This window comes from Staphylococcus sp. KUGN1 (assembly GCF_045984185.1).
GTDB lineage: Bacteria > Bacillota > Bacilli > Staphylococcales > Staphylococcaceae > Staphylococcus > Staphylococcus warneri_A.
This window is the reverse complement of record NZ_JBJQIL010000010.1, coordinates 1-20,208: the sequence shown is the minus strand read 5'-3', so window position 1 is coordinate 20,208 and position 20,208 is coordinate 1. Positions and strand designations below refer to the sequence as shown.

Here is a 20,208-nt window from a genome sequence, read left to right as displayed (position 1 = left end):
ATTTGATATAAAATTGGGGCATATTCTTGAACCCAACGGTAGACCGTTGAATGATGAACGTTTACACCACGTTCCCTTAATATTTCAGATATATCACGATAACTCAATGCATATCTTAGATAGTAGCTAACGGCTACAGTGATAACATCCTTGTTAAATTGTTTATATCTGAAATAGTTCATACAGAAGACTCCTTTTTGTTAAAATCATACTATAAATTCAACTTTGCAACAGAACCTTTTTATCTCTAACTATAAAATTGCTTTTTTCATCTGTACGTTCGCTATATAATGCTTCATCAGAACGATAAGACGCTGACGCAACAATATTTTTTTGTTGCTCGATTAATGTGAGTCACTCTCAACATAAAGTAGCCTAAAAGCATATTTCTTATCATTTGAATGTTACTTTTTTCTTAAAAACTCTTAAATTTATACTTACTTGATTTCACATTTATAAACGATAAATAAAATCATTCTTTGAATAACTTTAGACCATTTTAAAACATCTTTAATGATCTTTTTAAAATTAAATCATTTTGAAAACAAGTTAATTCACGATGCAAAAATATCCTCTATTCGTTCGTTTTTCTTATCGTTTCTTTAACATTTCGGACGTCTAAGGCGTCATGAAAATTGGTATTCCTATGTTTCTTTCATCACATATCATAGCATGTGATGAGGCATAAAACCTCGCTATTCACTCGTTTATCTTCCCACCATATCTCACCTTTAGAATCTGAAATTAGATTCTCAGTAAAGAGCATAAGGAATCCCAATACCACTTCGTGTTATCCAGCATAGCTGGAAGGTTTCTTATCACTCACTTCGTTCGTTTGCTCCAACTGCGTTGAATCTCAAACCGTTGTAGTACAACGGTTTGAATAAATTCCAAAATGACATTATCACGTTAAAATGATTTTACCAATTTAAGTCGTTAAAGTGGCATCGTAAAAAAATAGCTCAGATTCTATTAAAGATTATCACATCAGTGGTTGAACTACTTTCAGATCCTGTAAGAATCTGAAATAAATAGTTTTAGGTCCTGTAAAACACACACAATTAATACACCTTTTTTTAATTAATATTGTCAAAATAAGAACATCATTTTTTCCCATTACTAACATATCATTACTTCAAAAAAGCATTAAATTTCTTTTTTTATTGCATCAATCAATGTTCATTTTCCTCTTCGCATTAAGATAAAACAGATGCAAGTTCAAAAGCAATAGAAACAATTGGAAATTGTTTCTTAGGTCAAAATATGACTAATAATAAAGGAGGAAATACTATGTTTTATCGCCTATTTAATGAATTGTTAGCTGACATTAATTACACAAAAGATGATGTCATGCACATGTATCATCGTATTAATAAGGGGACAGATGAACCAGGTAAAACACAACGATTTCAACGTGTTTTTAATTACCTATATACCACTCTCAAATACGAATAGCCACTCAATTGTGAATTAATACTGGTCGACAAAGCTCCAGAAGAATGATCTTATCACTACGTGAATTACAGTTTTTATTATGGCTATTATTTTTAAAGTGGAACAAAAATATTATTCATTTTAAACACGATCATTGACATGTATCTTACCCATTTCAACTTAAAAAATGAAGTTTATTTACACTCATATCTCATTTTTAGAACACCTCTGTATACTTTTTAGATGGTATAAATACATGAAAATCACTATAAATTGTTATTTTAATTAAATCATTAATCTTCAATTGGAGAAGATGATGCTTACAAAAACAGAATAAAGTGCACCGATATTTTTTGAATTATAACCATTACTTTGAAACAAAACCGATACTTTTATCACACACACTTATAGAAGAATTACCGACACTTTTTGTCAGTGGTTCTTCTTTTTTAATACACAAAAAAAACATAAATGTATAACTGTTTTCACAATAATTAAATCTAAAAACACTCAATCAAACAAACGACATTTTTCTACAAATGGCTTCCATATAATGTGTTTGGGGAGGGCACAATACAGTGGGATACAAAACAAAAAGAATTCTTTATATTTACAAAAGATTATTATCAAATCATCATGTCAACGTAAAACATATGGCTCAGTTTTTCAATACAAACATACGTACAATACAACGAGATATCCAAGATATTAAGTCATTCTTAAACGAACAAAAGCAAACCGTTTTATATGAGAAAACGACATGTAACTATTACATTGCACATCAAAGTGTACTCGATGATGATCACATACAAACGCATGCTACATTTGAAATGACATATCAAGTATATCGTCAAATAAACAAGCAATATGAAACTTATATCGTTCAGAAAAACAGACAGACTCTCAAAGTTATGCTAGCTATCCCTAAAACTGATGCCATTAATATCTGTTTTATGTATCGAAAATCTCTACGTCTGATTTCACCTGAAACATTAGTTAAAGACTTCAGCCAAGAACTATCTCAATTACAAACGAACTATATTTTAAATACAATTTAAAAGGAGTTTAATAAAATGAAAAAAATCTTAATCTTACTATCAATATTACTTGTTATAGGAACAGCTTGTTCAAGTGGTCCGACTAAACAAGCGCAAGGTAAATGGCAAAATGATCATGGAGAGACCATCACAATTAAAGGGGAGAAATTTAAAGTTAATATCAAAGGAACAACTGCAGAAGGATCCATCAAAGATGATGAAAACCATAAAGATTTATCAAAAATCAATTTTGTCGGAGAAAATGGTTATGCCAAAGTCAATGGCGATACATTATCAATCATTGAAGAACCTGGAGAAACTCAAGATAAAGGAGAACAATTTAAAAAAGTAAAATAAACAATAAAGGACTGTTAAAAGATGAAAAAATTAATCGTTGGTTTGTTAGGTATAACACTACTATTAACAGCTTGCAATACTAAAGATAACCATCATGAAGCAAATAAAGAACATCAAACCAATACAACGAAGCAACCCCAAAAACATGATCATCATGCAAAACATAAGTTGTATTTACATCAATTTTTAAATGATCATAAAGCTAAATTAGTCATCACACTTAAAAAAGGTGTAACTGATAGTGAAGTATCAAATAAGGACCTCATCAAAGCACCTAAAGAGCACTTAAAAAAATTTCAAATTTCAAATATTGGCTATATCAAAGACGGGAAAGGATACAATTATAGTGACAAAATTAACAATAACGTCACCTTTAATCAATTAATTAATACCCCTGTTTCAGATGTTAATCGTAAACTAACAAAATTAACAGAATATGAAATGAATCATGGTGTTAATGATGTACAAAACAAAGTGAAAATTAATTATCAGCCCTCTCAATTAAAAACGATTCTATACACGAAAAAATATAAGTCAATGAAAGAAGAAGTTCAACTCGCAGATTTCCAAAGAGAAATGGATATGAGTGGCGATATTGGTGAAGAAAAAACAAATTGGATTTCGGATCATAATAAAATCAGTGATGAGGACTTAGCCAACAATTTCCCAAAAACAAAATATATCGACATTGACCCATTTAAATATAAAGGGAAAACGTTAGCAGGTTTTGCGAAGACAGATGGGAACTATGAGAACGCTGATGGTTCAAATAAGAGCGTCGCAAATCAAAATATTTTAGAATTAACTTTATTTGTAGTGCCTAAAGATACCAAAATTATAAAAGATAAAAGCAAAGATGCAGATCATATCATAGATTATCAAAATACTGATGATGGCAAACAAGAGAAAGATCAAAAAGAGCATTCATTCGACAATTTATAAATATTAATAAGGAGATTTTACATGGAAACCAAACAATACCACATTGTTAATCGTTATATCGACTTTTGGGTTAATACATTTAATTACAAAGGAGAAACCAGTCGACAAGGTTTTTGGATACCAACCATTATCAATACATTGATTTTAATACTTGAATACACTTTTGTAACAATATCGTATGATAATTTTGGTTTATTAGAAGACTTTAGTGTATTCACCAAAATCATATTGATGTTAATCCCGTTTATCATGGGCATTGCACAAACTGCCTTAACACAACGCCGATTTAATAATCTAAATAGCAACAGTATCTGTCCTAAAATATGTGGTGTTGCTTTTGTCATCACATTTTTAGCCTTCGTCATTGATATCAGAATTATTGCGGTATTCACACTCATGATTTATTTAATAACTGCACTGATTAATGTAATCATTGCTTCTCGACCTACAAAATAATAGATAACTATAATCATAGCTCAATCTTAATTGTTTACATGGGGTTTTTGTATTTGTCTATAATTTTTACAATTAAAGAAGATTGATACAATGCATAGACATATTGAACAGAGACTTAAAAAAGCTTTTCAACCACAGCTACAATTGAGTTATTTGAATGGTTTGGCTTTGAAAGGTATGATTATGAAAATGTCAAGGAACCTTCTTAGGTTCCTTTTTATTATGTCTTAAAAATCTACAAACTGTCGCCGTGTCGATTTCATAGCTTATACTATACTGATATTCGACGAAGCATTTTATTTATATGGCTTCAACAGTAATCAATTTTTTAATCATAAAGCGTATTTTAATTAATAATTAAATAGATTATTTTGAGGTCTATGTTGTCTACGCATATATAAGGCATGAGTTTCTTCTAATTCAGTTTTAACAGATTTCATTAAGTACCCTTGCATTGCCTCAACGTTTTCATTTTTTTGAATGAGCATAGCTTTAAACCGTTTTAAGACACTGACGATTTCAAATTCAATATCTTCTAAACGATAAATTGTGTCGTAATCGTTGTTAAATGATTTTTTTGCTTTTAATAATACGGACTTGATAATTTTAATTTCAGTTATAGAAAAGTTGTTTAAATAGATTTGAATACTTTGCGGTAATTCATTGAGTAGTTGAAATTTTAAAGCTTCATCATTAAAGTTTGAATTGTAGTGATTCGAATGATGTGTTTGATTATTATGATATGTTAATTTCTTATCATTCATATCATGCGTATCATTATTCTCAGTTTCTATATAATCAGTATTACTTAATTCAGTATCATTAGACTGTGAATTTGGAAGTTCTTGAGCATTTAAATTCATAGTTCTAGAACTTCCAAATTCATTGTTCTGGAACTGTGAATTTGGAAGTTCCTTGGTATGACTACCTTCAACATCATAATTGGGTTTTAATAAATACAATCTATTGGGTTTATTAAGGCCAACACGTTCTTGAGTTAGTAAATTAAAACTTACTAACTCTTTTTTCAATTTTATGATTTTTTGTTCTGCATAACCTAAGTATTCGCACAAATGTTTATTACTGAAAATAAAGTAAATGTTATTATTTTTATCTACCCATTCATTTTGGATGGATAATTCAAAACGATCTTTTAATAACGCATACATAATTTTGGCTTCTGCTGACATTTTCTTAAAATATGTATCTTCAAATAAATATTTAGGAAGTTGATAAAACCTTTCAGTTTTCACTTGTGATAAATTGTATTTCTCAAAATTGGGCATAATAAAAACCTCATTTCTACTTTTTTGAATTGAGGTAATAAAACAATTTTACGTAAGTTATATGTTTTGTGCTTGCACTTAGATGATTAGATATATATAATACAAGTATCAAAAAAATATATAAACAAACGAATGCGAATCGTTTTATTACTGAGAGTCGATGCTACGCCAATAGCATCGACTCTTTTAATATCCATAAAGTAATATTAACACTTTTAAGGCCGTATATAAAGCGTTTTAAGTGTAGTTTAAAGCACATTTTAACCTCAAAATAATAGAATTTATTAATTAGGTATCTAATTAGGCACTAAAAATGCCCAATAGGCAGCAAATTAGGTATTTAGGTAGTAAAATAGGTGGTAAATTTAGGGGCTAAAGATGAAAAAATATTTGTTAGGTGGTAAAATTTAGGTACTAAATTAGGTACCTAAGGGGGACGTTATGAAAACTATTAAAATGGTTGCTGATGAATTGGGTGTAACTAAACAAACTATTGTTAATAATGCTAAAAGCTTAAATATATCTTTTGAAAAAGAAAATGGAATTAATTATATTAATGATAATGATTGTTTGAAAATTATAGAAAAAATCACTAAGAAAGAAAGTACAACGCAAAATAAAGAATCAGTAAAAAAAGAAATGTTTGATGAAAATACTGCAGAAGTTAGAAAGCATATATATAATAATTCAAATAGTTCTGAGACATTAAAAACAAAAGTAAATGAATTAGAAAAGCAAATAGAAATCTTTGAAACTAGAGCTAAAAATGATGAAAAATATATTGATAATCTAACTAAACAACTAGATCAACAAAATAGCAATGTTAATACATTAAATAAACTGTTGGAGAATCAACAAGTTCTGGCATTAGAAAGTAATAAAAAGATTCAAAAACTAGAAAACCAATTAGAAGAAGAAAGACAGCTTAATTATTCTTTTGATACAGCGACTAATGATAGACAAAACGTTTATCCGCAAGAAGCAAATTTTACTGAAGAATCTCAAAATACCTACCAACAACAAAAGAAAAGTCAACCAATAGAAACAGAAGTAAAACATAAGGATATAACTGAAGAGAAAAGAGATGGCAGTACAAACGAAGAAGTATTAGCGAAAGATGATAAACCATCTGAAGAAATCAAGAGTGGGCCTGAGGATAGGGAAGAAGAAACACGTAAAAAGGGGTTTTGGAGTCGTTTGTTTGGTAGCTAAAATAATTAATTAGGCACTAAAAGTTATAAACTTTTAGTGCCTTTTATATAGTGAGACTTCTGATAATCATCAGTTATGTTAAACTCTAACAAAAACTAAATTATCAGAAGAATTATCTAGGGTATTAAACATAGGTAAATCAATTTTCTATCGCCAATAGTATAAACATCATCCATATTAATCTGAAGATAGCTACATAATTCTTTAACAGCATAGCCTTTATTTGTATAAGGCGCCATAAACTCTATTAAATATGGTTTGTTTTGAGGTTTCTATGTTTAATCATTTAATTTTTCATTATATAAATCGAATAATTATAAAAAGTCATCATACTTTTTATTTTTTAAAAATATTTGAAAATTTAATAGTAATCCAATTATAAGATCAAATATCATTATCATTATAATCAAGGCAACTATAATCACTGTGACACTCGTTACATAACAAGCTAGTAATCTCCAGATAAAATTGACATTTTCACCAATTCCATAACTTAACATATTACAAAGTAGTAAAAGAATAATAATACCTATACTGTAAATTAAAATTGTCAGTGTATATTTTTTAATAACTCTATTAGGAAACAATAGTTCATCTATTAGGTTCTTTTTCACCAGTATCTCTCGTTCAATTCTATCTTTGTCACAGATTTTGATTTTACTATTTTTTATTTTTTCCTCTAATAAAATAACCTCGAACGATCTGCTAATTTTTAATAAATATGCAGGAAAAGCTAATGTTAAGCATAATGTAATTAATTCATTTACATTGTTCATGTAACTTATAAAATAGATGAAAGTTGCTACTAGTGCTCCTAAAAATATAGTTATATTAAGTTCTACATCAAATATTTTAAAAATATCTGCTCTATTCATCAGTTAATCATCCTTTCAAGGTTTATTAATACTAATAAATTATTAGATATAGGTATATCATATTATTAATTTAAGAAATTGTCTTTTATAATTTTACTTAATAATAAAAAGGGAGTGGGACAGAAATAATATTTTCTCAAAATTTATTTCGTTGTATTACCCCGGCAAGGATGACTAGGTTTGAAAAAAGCTTGATTCAAGCGCATTTTCAAATCAGTCAGCTTCTGACAAAATGATAAAATAGGCTGAGACATTTTATTTTGTCCCAGCCTATTTCCTATATGACCAGGTAATAATATTGCTTTATAATTATGAAGCAAAAATGGTAAAATAATAACGTTAGATTAGTCTACATTGTTTGTACAGTGAGATTAAGATATAAAAAACGATGATTAAGGAGTTATTTCGAATGATTAATCTTGAAAATAAAACCTTCGTAATTATGGGTATTGCTAATAAACGTAGTATCGGATTTGGCGTTGCAAAGGTATTAGATCAATTAGGGGCTAAACTTGTTTTCACTTATCGTAAAGACCGTAGCCGCAAAGAATTAGAAAAATTATTAGAACAATTAAACCAAGAAGAGCCAAAATTATATCAAATCGATGTTCAAAAAGATGAAGATGTAGTAAATGGTTTTGCTAAAATTGGCGAAGAAGTAGGCAATATTGATGGCGTATATCACTCTATCGCATTTGCAAATATTGAAGACTTACGTGGACGTTTCTCTGAAACATCACGTGAAGGTTTCTTACTTGCGCAAGATATCAGTTCATATTCATTAACAATTGTTGCGCACGAAGCGAAGAAAATAATGCCAAACGGTGGTAGTATTGTTGCAACAACATACCTTGGTGGTGAATTTGCCGTTCAAAACTATAATGTGATGGGTGTAGCTAAAGCAAGTTTAGAAGCTAATGTTAAATATTTAGCTTATGATTTAGGCCCGGACAACATTCGAGTAAATGCTATTTCTGCTGGTCCAATTCGTACGTTAAGTGCTAAAGGTGTTGGTGGTTGCAACACAATCCTTAAAGAAATTGAAGAACGTGCACCATTAAGACGAAATGTGGATCAAGAAGAAGTAGGTAAAACAGCTGCTTACTTATTGAGTGATTTCTCAAGTGGCGTAACTGGTGAGAATATCCATGTAGATAGTGGTTTCCACGCAATAAAATAATAAATTAAATCAATTGAGTCTGGGACATAAACCCTAGAGAAATAGCCAGTAAATGAGTTTTAACAAATTCATTTACTGGCTTCTTTATTTACAATACTCCGTATTGTTGGCTCGCTTTCTTAGGGGACAGCTTCAGCCTGTAGTCTTCAGCTTGTCCTGTTCCCTCAAGAGTCTCGCCAAAATACTTTGTATTTATATGTAATTTTACATTGTAATACTTTAAAAAAATAAAGCACTTTCGTATAATTTAATAAACATCACTAAACTAAATTAACGAGGTGCCTTATGTATAAAAATTATAACATGACTCAACTTACTCTACCAATGGAAACTTCAGTTCTTATCCCCACAAATGATATTTCACGACATGTAAATGATATTGTTGAAACAATTCATGACAATGAATTCGACGAATTCAGACATCACTGTGGTGCAACTTCGTACCATCCTAAAATGATGTTAAAAGTGATTCTATATGCCTACACACAATCTGTATTCTCAGGTCGTAAAATAGAAAAAATGCTTAATGATAGCATCCGAATGATGTGGCTATCACAAAATCAAAAACCTTCGTTTTTGACACAAAACCTCTTAACTTAATATTAAGAGGTTTTTCTTGGATATTTAAGTCTATAAACTTGTGTTATAATCAATGTATCATAAATATCAAAAATCATGAGTTTTTAGACAATGAGAGACGCGTTTATTTGCATCGAGAACTAGATTTCATTAGTAAGTACTCATAAAACGATTAAAAGAGGTGGTATTCAAATGGCTAAAATTGGTTATGCACGTGTATCAACACAAGATCAAAGTCTTGATGGACAGATTGATACACTTGAGGAATATGGTTGTGAACGTATCTTTAGCGAGAAAGCGAGTGGTCGCAAAACGAAAAGAACGGAACTTGATAAGTGTTTGGATTATTTACGGGAAGGAGATATTCTAGTTATCTATAAACTAGATCGTCTTGGACGTACAACGAAACAATTAATTGAGTTATCCCAATGGTTCGATGAAAACAGCATTGATTTACATATTATTGATATGAATGTATCAACGAAAGATGCGATGGGCAAGATGTTCTTTACTATGATGAGTGCATTCGCTGAACTTGAAGCTAACTTATTAAGTGAACGTACGAAAAAAGGATTAGAAGCAGCACGAGCAAGAGGGCGAAAAGGCGGGAGGCCTTCATTACCTGACCATAAGAAAAGAGAAATTAAGTTTCTATACGATGAGCAAAAACTTACAGGAGAAGAAATTGCGAAACAAACAGGGGTAAGTCGTTCTACAGTATATAGGATGCTTAAAGATTAAACTCTATGAAAAAATATATTACTTAAGGCTCTTATAGGTGTATCTAAATCATTTTATGAACATTGATTTTATGTTGAGTTTTTGAACATATTATATACTGATATTCATAGATTTTGGATTATGAAGAAAGAGTGTACAGAAAACAGTTATTTTCTGTACACTCTCTTTTTATATTATATATCTACACTTATATTTTTTTTCGAACAACAAAGAAACACAAGTAACTATTGGTCTGAGTCTCACACTATTTTTATTAAGGCAATCGTTTATGTCGTAATTATGATGAAGTGATTAAAACAGCTAATTATTTAAATGGGAAAGAATATTAATGTATTTTAAACTTCCTTCTTGGGCTATTGTTTTGATTGGTATTATTTTAGGTATTCTATTTTATTAATATAAATAATAATTAAAATACTCATACTCTATATACATTCCCCTTATTTAACAACTAAGGGGAGTGTATTATTTATCTAAATGTCTGTATAATGTGGCTCTACTTATATTGGTTTTTTCTTTTATCTCATCTAATGTATATTTCTTACTCATATACATTTCTATAGCATCTCTTAAATTTTTATCATCACGTTTAGGTCTACCAAGACGTTTACCTTCTCTTGTATAATTCTCTAACCCCATACGTGTTCTAAATTTTACAATGTCGCTTTGAAAATCAGTAATCTCATGTAATGTTTTTATAAAATTTTCATTGGTATCTGCAATGAGATTTTTATTTAAATTAATTATATATAGTGAAATTCCTTTGGCAGAAAGTAAATCTAGTATATCTACTAAGTGTTTTGTAGAATCTGCAATAATACACAAATCTGTAATATACAATGTATCACCAAAAACTAATTTTGAATTTAATAATGTATTTAGTTCGTTTCTTTTTTTATTATTAGCATGCGTCTCTTTTAGAATATTTTTTGTATATATTTCTATTTTCTTTGCTTGTTCAGTAACAGTGTCATTTATTGTTACAGGTCTAATGTAGCCGTATTTCATTTTATTACACCACCTTACATAAAAAAGTATAACACATAGTTTCATTAAGGGGTATACATATGAAACTTTTATGTTATACTTTACAGTATAATTAATATAAAGGAGAGAAAGCGATGGTTGAAAAATTAAAATCTGAATGGTTCAATCAGCCTAGAAAGAATATACTTGCTGGGATCGTTGTAGCACTAGCATTAATACCAGAAGCAATTGCGTTTTCAATTATTGCTGGTGTGGATCCGATGGTGGGATTGTATGCAGCATTTATCATTGCTACTGTTACTGCCATAGTGGGTGGTAGACCTGCAATGATTTCTGGCGCCACCGGGGCTGTGGCGCTTTTAGTCACACCTTTAGTTAAAGAACATGGTGTTGAATATCTTTTTGCTGCTACGATATTGATGGGGTTAATACAATTACTTTTAGGAATACTTAAAGTCGGTCGTTTAATGAAATTTATTCCCCGTCCAGTTATGATTGGATTTGTTAATGCATTGGGTATTATGATTTTTATGTCTCAAATAGAGCATATTTTTAATATATCTATAGCAACTTATATATACGTTATTATAACTTTACTAATTGTATATGTTATTCCTAGATTTTATAAAGCTATACCTGCCCCATTAATAGCTATAATTGTTTTAACAGCATTGTATATGTATACAGGATCTGACGTAAGAACTGTAGGTGATTTAGGTAATATTAAGCAAACTTTGCCTCATTTCTTAATCCCTAACATTCCTTTTAATTTAGAAACACTTCAAATTATTTTCCCATATTCATTATCAATGGCTATTGTGGGTCTAGTAGAAAGCCTACTTACAGCTAAAATTGTAGATGATGCAACTGATACACACAGTAGTAAAAACAAAGAATCAAGAGGTCAAGGGATTGCTAATATTATTACTGGTTTCTTTGGCGGTATGGGAGGTTGTGCCATGATTGGACAATCAGTAATCAATGTTAAGTCAGGTGCAAATAGTAGATTGTCTACATTTACAGCAGGTATTGTACTTATGTTTATGATTATTGTTCTCGGTGGTGTAGTCGTTCAAATCCCGATGCCAATTCTTGCAGGGATAATGGTTATGGTTTCTATCGGGACTGTTGATTGGAATTCATTTAAGTATATAAAAAAAGCACCTAAAACAGATGCATTCGTTATGGTTTTAACGGTTATTATTGTATTAATAACACATAACTTAGCTATCGGTGTAGTTGTAGGTGTTGTTTTCAGTGCTATATTCTTTGCGACTAAAATTTCTAAAGTTGAAGTTATTTATAAAGAGTTAGGTAAGCAGCATCGTTTTTCTTTTAAAGGTCAGATATTCTTTGTATCAATTGATTCTATGATGGAGAAAATTGATTTTAATATTGAAGATAGTGTCATAGTGTTGAATTTTGATCACGCTCACCTATGGGATGATTCAGCAGTAAATGCCATTGATACGATTGTTAGGAAATTTGAAGAGAAAAACAATATTGTGTATGTTGAAAAATTAAACGCAGATAGCCGAAAAATTATTTCAGAACTAAGTTATTTAAATGAAACTCATTTAAATTAAGGAGTGTTTTTTATGTATAATTCAATTTTGCTTGCAGCAGATGGTTCAAAAAATAGTATACGTGCAGCCCAAGAGTTACTAAATTTTATAGGTGATTATACAATTGTCACAATACTTACGGTTGTAGATATTGAAGAATCAAAAACAGATGTTTTACATGATCACCAAGGAACTAATCTAACTCAAAAAAGGGAAAGTAAATTACAATCTATTAAAGATTTATTTACAGAACACAATGTGAATTACAAAATTAAAATTGTTCACGGTACTCCAACAGATAAAGTGGTTGAAGTTTCAAATAGTGGTGAATATCAAGCTATCATTTTAGGTACACGTGGCTTAAACAGTTTTCAAAAAATGGTTCTTGGTAGTGTAAGTCATAAAGTTGCTAAACGTTCTCAAATACCTGTAATTATTGTTAAATAATTAAAACTCTTCTATATTTTATAGAAGAAGTTTAATAATTTTATAAACCAAAACTGACATATATATCTATATACAAAAAAGAGAGTCCGAGAAATAAAGTTTCTGGACTCTTTATATTTATTATATAAATAATCCTAATTCATTCAGTAAAGTAATAAATGTGATAATTACAAAATCTTATATGTGTGATTAGAGTGTACCACAAGTAGACATATAGATAAATATTTTTTACTTTTTTGTGTCACTTTACTTGTTATATTAGAAATATTCACCTAATAAATGAGAAAAGGAGTACATTTAAAGAGTTTTGTTAGTATTAATTATTTTTCGTTTTTTAGTATAAATATTACATGATTTTTAACTTTGCAACAGAACCAAAAATTTATATTCCTGGCGTAATTTTTGTCTTAATAGACGCATTACTTCTCCTGTTTTATTTAATGAACTAACTACATCGTAAGTCTACGTACCAAATTATTTTCAGGTATACCATCATCACGAGGTTACCTGTTTTCTTATATATTCCCTTAATACACACTATTTTCACCAACATTTTTTCCAAAGTGTTGCATTTTCCAACGACTTAAAACTTTTAATGGTACCCGAACGTGGGTATAACTTGTTACATTATCAAATGTAACATTTTAAATATGCTTAATTTGAGGTATCGGTTTAATGTAATTGCTCACAAATCATCAACATACTACCCATACTTTAAGCGATATAAATTAATGAAATAGGGGGAAATGTCTTGGCAAAGCTATTATACAAACTAGGAAAATTTATAGCTAAGAACAAATGGCTAAGTGTTATAGGATGGCTTGTTATACTAGGTGTCATTATCACGCCATTAATGATAAACTCACCGAAGTTTGACAGTGACATCACTATGAACGGCCTTAAGTCATTAGACACAAACGATAAAATTAGTAAAGAATTTCATCAGGACAGTGAGAAAGCCTCGATGAAAATAGTCTTCCATTCTAATAAGAATGATGGACTCAATAATAAAGATACGAAGAAAGATATTGAAGATGCTTTAGACAATATCAGACAAAATGATGATTATATCCAAAATATCTCTAATCCATATGACAGTGGACAAGTTAACGATGAAGGCGATACCGCTATCGCTAACGTAAGTTATGTAGTTCCACAAACTGGATTAAAAGATTCTTCTAAACATATCATCGACAAAGAATTAAAAGATGTAACTGACAACCACAATGTGCAAATTGAAAAAACTCAAGGTAGCTCTATGAATGCTGAAATTGGTGGTACATCAGAAATTGTCGGTATCGTCGTAGCATTCGTAATCTTACTTATTACCTTTGGTTCACTTATCGCAGCTGGTATGCCAATTATTAGTGCAATCATCGGTTTAGGTTCAAGTGTTGGTATCATCGCATTATTAACATATATCTTTGATATTCCAAACTTCACGCTTACACTAGCTGTAATGATAGGTTTAGCTGTTGGTATTGACTACTCACTCTTTATTCTATTTAGATTTAAAGAACTTAAGAAAAAAGGTGTCGATACTGTAGAAGCTATCGCAACAGCAGTGGGTACAGCAGGTAGTGCTGTAATATTCGCTGGTCTTACAGTTATGATTGCTGTTTGTGGTTTATCACTTGTAGGAATCGACTTCTTATCGGTTATGGGATTTGCTTCATCGATTAGTGTGTTATTTGCAGTATTAGCAGCATTAACACTATTACCTGCCCTAATCAGTATCTTCCATAAAAGTATTAAAATTAAAGATAAACCATCTAAAAGTAAAGACCCTAAAGATCATCCTTGGGCAAAATTTATTGTTGGTAAGCCAGTTATCGCTGTTATTGTAAGTTTAATTATTTTAATTTTAGCTGCTATACCAGTCAGTGGCATGCGTTTAGGTATTCCAGATGATAGTTTAAAACCAACTGACTCATCAGAATACAAAGCTTATAAATTGATCTCAGATAATTTTGGCGAAGGTTATAACGGACAAATTGTCATGTTAGTAAATACAAAAGATGGTGGAAGTAAAAGCACTATCGAACGTGACTTAAATAATATGCGTAGTGATGTAGAAGACATTGATAATGTTGATACAGTTTCAAAAGCACAACTAACTGACAACAACAATTACGCATTATTCACAATCATTCCTGAAAAAGGACCGAACTCACAGTCAACAGAAAATCTAGTATATGATTTACGTGATTATCATAGCCAAGCGCAAGAAAAATATGACTATGACACTGAAATTTCAGGACAAAGTGTTATTAACATCGATATGTCAGAAAAACTAAACAACGCTATTCCAGTATTTGCAGGCGTTATCGTTGTATTAGCATTCGTCTTATTAATGATTGTGTTCCGTTCAATCTTAGTTCCATTAAAAGCAGTACTAGGCTTTATCCTTTCATTAATGGCTACATTAGGTTTCACAACATTAGTCATTCAACATGGCTTTATGGGTAGCTTATTTGGTATTGAAAACACAGGACCATTACTCGCATTCCTTCCAGTAGTCACAATTGGATTGTTATTCGGACTTGCCATCGACTACGAGCTCTTCTTAATGACACGTGTACATGAAGAATACAGTAAGACTGGCGACAATGATCATTCAATCCGTGTAGGTATCAAAGAAAGTGGACCTGTTATCGTAGCTGCTGCACTTATTATGTTCAGTGTATTCATCGCATTCGTCTTCCAAGATGACAGTGCAATTAAGTCAATGGGTATCGCATTAGGTTTCGGTGTGTTATTCGACGCATTCGTCGTACGTATGACATTAATTCCAGCATTGACGAAACTCTTTGGTAAAGCTTCATGGTACCTTCCTAAATGGTTAGGTGCAGTATTGCCAAACATTGACGTTGAAGGTAAAGCTTTAGAAGAAGATAATCATCACGACACATCTTCTGAAAAAGGTCATGTCAACGATAAAAATAATGAATACGCTAGACAAGACAAAGATAACTATGTTTATCAAAATGACAAACGTAACCACAATCGCAATTATAATGACGAAGATTATAACCGTTCTGTGCATTTAGATAATCATCATGACCAGCATCATCGCCAACATCATTATGATAATCAACGTGATGATATCGACTATGAATCACTTTATACTCAAGATGGCGACCATACTCATCATGATGAGCGTAATTATAATGATCGACACTATCAAGACAATTACGATAGAAACGATGATTATCATGATTCAAATTTCGATAAAACAACAAACTTATACAAAGAATTAACTGATAGCAATATTGATCAAGATGTATTATTCAAAGCATTAATGTTATACGCTCGTGAAAACAACAAAGGTGTTTACGATAGATATAACCGATCATCTCAACATCGTCATGATGACGAACTTAGAGACTAATATTAAAAAGGAGGAAACACGTTATGTTAAAACGACGTAGTTCGAAATTCTTAGGACTACTAGCCACACTAGCCTTAGCTATAGTGCTAAGTGCTTGTGGTAATAGTGGTAGCGGTAGTGGTTCATCAGACGATAGTCAAACATCACTTGGTAATAAAGAAATCGAAATACCTTATATCGCGAGTGATAATTCAACACCACGTTCACTAGTTATAGCAGAAGTATTGAAAAAAGCAGGTTATGATGTAACAACTACACCAGTAACAGCAAGTGGCCCGTTATATACTGCTGTATCAGAGAATTCTGATTCATTCCATGCATCAGGTATCTTCCCTACTACTGATAAAAGTTACTACGATAAGTTCAAAAGTAAATTAACAATTTATGATGATAAACATTTAATTGATAACGCAAAAGTAGGTTTAGCCGTACCTAAGTACGTGCAAGATGTCGACTCAATTAGTGACTTAAAAAACAGTGACTTCGGAAAATCTGTAGATTGGACAATTCAAGGCACAGACGCACGTAATGGCGTTATGCAAGAAACTAAAGATGAACTTGATAGTGACAACTTGGATAAATATAGCTTGAAAGAAAGTTCTGACCAAGACCAATTCAAGAAAATTCAATCTGCTTTTAAACAACAAGAACCTATCGTCTTCACATCAATGGAACCTAGTTGGTTCTCTAAAGAATTAGACGTTAAAATGTTGAAAGATCCTGACAACATTTATGGTAATAATAATCAACATATTGACTTAGTATTTAACAAAAACTTTAAAGAGGCACATCCAGCTGCATACACAATTGCAACACGTATGGCAGATGATTGGAGTAAATCTGACGAAGACAAATTAGCTAAAAAAATCTTTGTTGATAACAAAAATCCAGAACAAGTAGCTAAAGACTATGTGGATGATAATGATAATAAAGTAGATGAATGGTTAGAAGATATTGAGACTAACTAATTACAAAGTTAAGATAGACAAATAAAGAATATGCTCGTTTGGTGTAGCATATTTAAAACTCATAATGCAAATTTACAGTAGCAAACCAAGTTGAGAAGGCGCTTAAGACAAACTCTTCTCAATCGTAGCTATATTGCGAGGGAGTGAAACTAAACTCAGTTTCGCTCCTACTTTTTTATATCGCTCTTATAGTATTAAACGTTTCAAATAACTTATTTACTCTTTTTTTATAAACAAATTTAAACGTAGTATCAGTTGTTATGTTTGGAAAAATCAACTTTATTGTGATAAATTACTCTTATTACGTCAGGCTATCTGACTAGATTAAATAAATAGGAGAATCAGATAATGCCGTCAGCAAATCAAAAGCGTATGATTAAACATATTCATGAAACAGTGTTTATACTTTTACATGATTATCATTTTGATGAAATCACGGTTCAAAAAATATGTGATATTGCAGAAATCAACCGCAGTACGTTCTATAGATACTTCCAAGATAAATATGAATTACTCTACACTTTACCTGACTTTATTGCACAACAAATTATAGCTAAAGGTGACACATCAGCAGACATTACAACCTCTGAATCATTTGAAGACTTTATTTATTACATTTGTAATAATAAAAAGATTTTTAAGCATCTATTAGTTTCGTCTCGACAGGCAGATGTATTTAGAAGTTTAACGAATGTGGGTCGCGAAATGATGTTAAATAATTCAACTCGTAAGCGTGGCCCCTTAGCGCAAAAGATTAGAGAAAGTAAACATCCTGAAATTGTAGCTGATTTTTACAGTAGTGGCGTAATAGAAGTACTACGACGTTGGGTAGAAAATGACTATAACTATACAGTTGAAGAAGTGTTTGTAACATTAAATAATGTGCTTGAAACGTCATTATATTATTATGATAAATAAAAGCAATCTCACATAAATTAAGAGTGAGATTGCTTTTTTGTCATTTGCGTTTTTTAACGTCTACTGTCTTGTAAACCATAAAAATACTATTAGCTATGATTAATAATGCTAGAATGACCATTGGCCAAATACCTATATTAATCATATTAAATATGGTTCTGTTGCATTCCTCTACTAACCAGTGTTATAATCTACTTAACAAAGTTATTAAGCATAATACACCAATCCCCTCACTATCGGAAGTAGTGAGGGGATTTTTAGGTGTGACTATAGTCGCCTATTTTTTCTTATCGTTGCGATTGCGTAGCCAATGCGCAAATAATGCGACGATACAACCACTCGCTGCTGTGGTCATGATGTGAACAAAGTTATCAAGCATAATTACACCTCCTCTCTACGTCTATATTGACGCCTGAGAGATAGGCGACTTTTATATTATATCATCTTTGAATATGTGATAATAGCTAACTTCCGATAAGTCATTTTATGTTATATCTTTGCTTATTTTTATAGTATCAAGACAAGAAGAAACTCGTTTTCAACTCGTTTCTAAAAATTAAAAAAGAGAGTAAAAATTAGGAGCCACTCTCTTTTTTAAAACCACTCAATAAACCAAAAATAAGAATTAAAGCAGAAATAAATAAACATAAAACAAAAAGACCATTAAATTCAGGTGTATTGAAAAAAGAAAACAATTCTAAGTTACTTAAATTACTAAGAAAACCACTATCATTGGGAGTTAGCTTCAAGTAATCAAAAACAAAAATTAAAAGGGTATTCGGATTATCGTGTGGAAAAACATTATAGCTGGTAGATTTTTGCTAAACTAAGGTCAGGCTAGTTGAAGAGTATCTTTTATTTTCTAAGTAATTGTGGTAGCATAAAAATGAACTAGAAAACTGTAGCTAGGGTTCCGCTATCTAGGTAGGTCAGTGACCGAGGGCTACATCTTTTACAATATGTAAAAGGCACCTATTGACATAAAAGGTCCGAGGGGGAAGGTTCAGCGTAGTTGTTATGCGTTGAAATCTTTCTCTTCGGCTCTTTTTTTATTATTTAGGAGGTATTTATCGTATGAAAAGGATCGATGATTTGAAAGCTGGTGTTGCAGTTATTATTTTGAATGAGGAGAACCAAGTTTTGTTGCAAAAAAGGTCCGATGTAGGACTTTGGGGTATTCCTTCAGGACATATAGAAATAGGGGAAACAGTTTCTGAAGCAGCTATTAGAGAAATAAAAGAGGAAACCAATTTAGATATTAGAATTAAAAAGCTTATAGGTGTGTACTCTGAGCCTGATTCTCAGGTTTTTACTTATCCAAATGGAAGAGTAGTGCATTTTATAACAACTTGTTTTCTTGCTGAAATTACTGGGGGTGAACTACGATGTAATTCTTCTGAGTCACAAGAAATTCAATTTTTTGAACAACAAAGTTTACCAAGAGACTTATTGAAAATGCATCCTCAATGGTTAAATGACGCCCTTGCCAATGATGACTTAGCTTTTATTCGTTAAAAAGTAAATCCTTGTTAAGTTAACGGGGGGATTAGTAAAAAGAGGGGTTCAGATAAAAAATTCCACACTATTTTCCGATTACCCAATTAAAATAAATGTGCCAATTGTGAAAAGAATAGCTGAAATTAAATATTTTAAAAACTTACTCAATATACCCCTTCTTTTTTTATCAAATTACCAAAATTAGTTGCTTTATTCCAATTGCTTTATTGACGTTGAGCCTCGGAACCCTTAACAATCCCAAAACTTGTCGAATGGTCGGCTTAATAGCTCACGCTATGCCGACATTCGTCTACAAGTTTAGTTAAGGGTTCTTCT

18 protein-coding genes and 4 pseudogenes are annotated in these 20,208 nt (G+C 30.9%); 15 read left to right on the top strand and 7 right to left on the bottom strand.

The annotated features are described in order from the left end of the window. Positions 1–182 (bottom strand): annotated as a pseudogene (locus ACJQQZ_RS12335) (IS6 family transposase); the annotation flags it as partial. A 73-nt stretch (positions 183–255) separates the two neighbouring features. Then, a pseudogene (locus ACJQQZ_RS12330) lies at positions 256–385 on the bottom strand (nickase); the annotation flags it as partial. Positions 386–1,290: 905 nt separating this feature from the next. Between ACJQQZ_RS12330 and ACJQQZ_RS12325 the strand changes: the two are divergent. The 5 genes from ACJQQZ_RS12325 to ACJQQZ_RS12305 all read left to right on the top strand — a co-directional run bounded on the left by ACJQQZ_RS12325 (position 1,291) and on the right by ACJQQZ_RS12305 (position 4,226). Beyond that, on the top strand, positions 1,291–1,455 hold the full coding sequence (locus tag ACJQQZ_RS12325) for a hypothetical protein (protein ID WP_002475972.1): 165 nt from the start codon (positions 1,291–1,293) through the stop codon (positions 1,453–1,455). A 557-nt stretch (positions 1,456–2,012) separates the two neighbouring features. Further along, entirely contained in the window at positions 2,013–2,492 is a 480-nt protein-coding gene (locus tag ACJQQZ_RS12320; RefSeq protein WP_002475974.1) for an HTH domain-containing protein, read from the top strand. 15 nt (positions 2,493–2,507) lie between these two features. Further along, a complete protein-coding gene (locus ACJQQZ_RS12315) occupies positions 2,508–2,828 on the top strand; it encodes a hypothetical protein (protein WP_002475976.1) in 321 nt (106 codons plus the stop codon). A gap of 21 nt (positions 2,829–2,849) precedes the next feature. Then, entirely contained in the window at positions 2,850–3,770 is a 921-nt protein-coding gene (locus ACJQQZ_RS12310) for a hypothetical protein (protein WP_002475975.1), read from the top strand. Positions 3,771–3,791: 21 nt separating this feature from the next. Continuing rightward, positions 3,792–4,226, top strand: coding sequence for a hypothetical protein (locus tag ACJQQZ_RS12305; protein WP_002475977.1), 435 nt, complete (start codon positions 3,792–3,794; stop codon positions 4,224–4,226). A gap of 350 nt (positions 4,227–4,576) precedes the next feature. Here ACJQQZ_RS12305 and ACJQQZ_RS12300 read toward each other — a convergent pair whose 3' ends face one another. Then, complete coding sequence (locus tag ACJQQZ_RS12300; RefSeq protein WP_002475970.1) at positions 4,577–5,512, bottom strand: replication initiator protein A; 936 nt, start codon at positions 5,510–5,512, stop codon at positions 4,577–4,579. Positions 5,513–5,953: 441 nt separating this feature from the next. On the opposite strand from ACJQQZ_RS12300, the gene ACJQQZ_RS12295 reads away from it, so the two are divergent. Next, positions 5,954–6,724, top strand: a complete 771-nt coding sequence (locus tag ACJQQZ_RS12295; protein ID WP_002475971.1) for a DUF536 domain-containing protein — start codon at positions 5,954–5,956, stop codon at positions 6,722–6,724. A 116-nt stretch (positions 6,725–6,840) separates the two neighbouring features. Here ACJQQZ_RS12295 and ACJQQZ_RS12290 read toward each other — a convergent pair. Beyond that, a pseudogene (locus ACJQQZ_RS12290) lies at positions 6,841–6,975 on the bottom strand (HAD hydrolase family protein); the annotation flags it as partial. Positions 6,976–7,038: 63 nt separating this feature from the next. Beyond that, positions 7,039–7,599, bottom strand: a complete 561-nt coding sequence (locus tag ACJQQZ_RS12285) for a hypothetical protein (protein ID WP_001077893.1) — start codon at positions 7,597–7,599, stop codon at positions 7,039–7,041. A gap of 409 nt (positions 7,600–8,008) precedes the next feature. Here ACJQQZ_RS12285 and fabI point away from each other — a divergent pair, with 409 nt between their 5' ends. The 3 genes and pseudogenes from fabI (at position 8,009) to ACJQQZ_RS12270 (ending at position 10,099) form a co-directional block, all read left to right on the top strand. Then, entirely contained in the window at positions 8,009–8,779 is a 771-nt protein-coding gene (fabI, locus tag ACJQQZ_RS12280) for an enoyl-ACP reductase FabI (RefSeq protein ID WP_000609031.1), read from the top strand. 285 nt (positions 8,780–9,064) lie between these two features. After that, positions 9,065–9,367 (top strand): annotated as a pseudogene (locus ACJQQZ_RS12275) (transposase); the annotation flags it as partial. 183 nt (positions 9,368–9,550) lie between these two features. Beyond that, positions 9,551–10,099, top strand: coding sequence for a recombinase family protein (locus ACJQQZ_RS12270; RefSeq protein ID WP_001837446.1), 549 nt, complete (start codon positions 9,551–9,553; stop codon positions 10,097–10,099). 465 nt (positions 10,100–10,564) lie between these two features. Here the strand turns inward: ACJQQZ_RS12270 and ACJQQZ_RS12265 are convergent, their stop codons facing one another. After that, entirely contained in the window at positions 10,565–11,107 is a 543-nt protein-coding gene (locus ACJQQZ_RS12265; protein ID WP_000873698.1) for a recombinase family protein, read from the bottom strand. A gap of 113 nt (positions 11,108–11,220) precedes the next feature. On the opposite strand from ACJQQZ_RS12265, the gene ACJQQZ_RS12260 reads away from it, so the two are divergent. The 5 genes from ACJQQZ_RS12260 to ACJQQZ_RS12240 all read left to right on the top strand — a co-directional run bounded on the left by ACJQQZ_RS12260 (position 11,221) and on the right by ACJQQZ_RS12240 (position 18,375). Further along, a complete protein-coding gene (locus tag ACJQQZ_RS12260) occupies positions 11,221–12,672 on the top strand; it encodes a SulP family inorganic anion transporter (protein ID WP_002455808.1) in 1,452 nt (483 codons plus the stop codon). 12 nt (positions 12,673–12,684) lie between these two features. Next, positions 12,685–13,098, top strand: coding sequence for a universal stress protein (locus ACJQQZ_RS12255; protein ID WP_000282781.1), 414 nt, complete (start codon positions 12,685–12,687; stop codon positions 13,096–13,098). Positions 13,099–13,849: 751 nt separating this feature from the next. After that, entirely contained in the window at positions 13,850–16,489 is a 2,640-nt protein-coding gene (locus ACJQQZ_RS12250; RefSeq protein WP_002476238.1) for an MMPL family transporter, read from the top strand. A gap of 23 nt (positions 16,490–16,512) precedes the next feature. Next, entirely contained in the window at positions 16,513–17,457 is a 945-nt protein-coding gene (locus ACJQQZ_RS12245; RefSeq protein WP_002454675.1) for a glycine betaine ABC transporter substrate-binding protein, read from the top strand. A 348-nt stretch (positions 17,458–17,805) separates the two neighbouring features. Next, positions 17,806–18,375 carry a TetR/AcrR family transcriptional regulator gene (locus tag ACJQQZ_RS12240; RefSeq protein WP_002449929.1) on the top strand — a complete coding sequence of 190 codons (570 nt, stop codon included), beginning with the start codon at positions 17,806–17,808 and terminating at the stop codon, positions 18,373–18,375. 277 nt (positions 18,376–18,652) lie between these two features. On the opposite strand, the gene ACJQQZ_RS12235 is transcribed toward ACJQQZ_RS12240, so the two are convergent. Further along, positions 18,653–18,754, bottom strand: coding sequence for a type I toxin-antitoxin system Fst family toxin (locus ACJQQZ_RS12235; protein ID WP_002497230.1), 102 nt, complete (start codon positions 18,752–18,754; stop codon positions 18,653–18,655). 695 nt (positions 18,755–19,449) lie between these two features. Here ACJQQZ_RS12235 and ACJQQZ_RS12230 point away from each other — a divergent pair. Next, positions 19,450–19,890 (top strand): NUDIX domain-containing protein, encoded by a 441-nt coding sequence (locus ACJQQZ_RS12230; RefSeq protein ID WP_002476233.1) that lies wholly within the window; start codon positions 19,450–19,452, stop codon positions 19,888–19,890. Positions 19,891–20,208 lie beyond the last annotated feature (318 nt).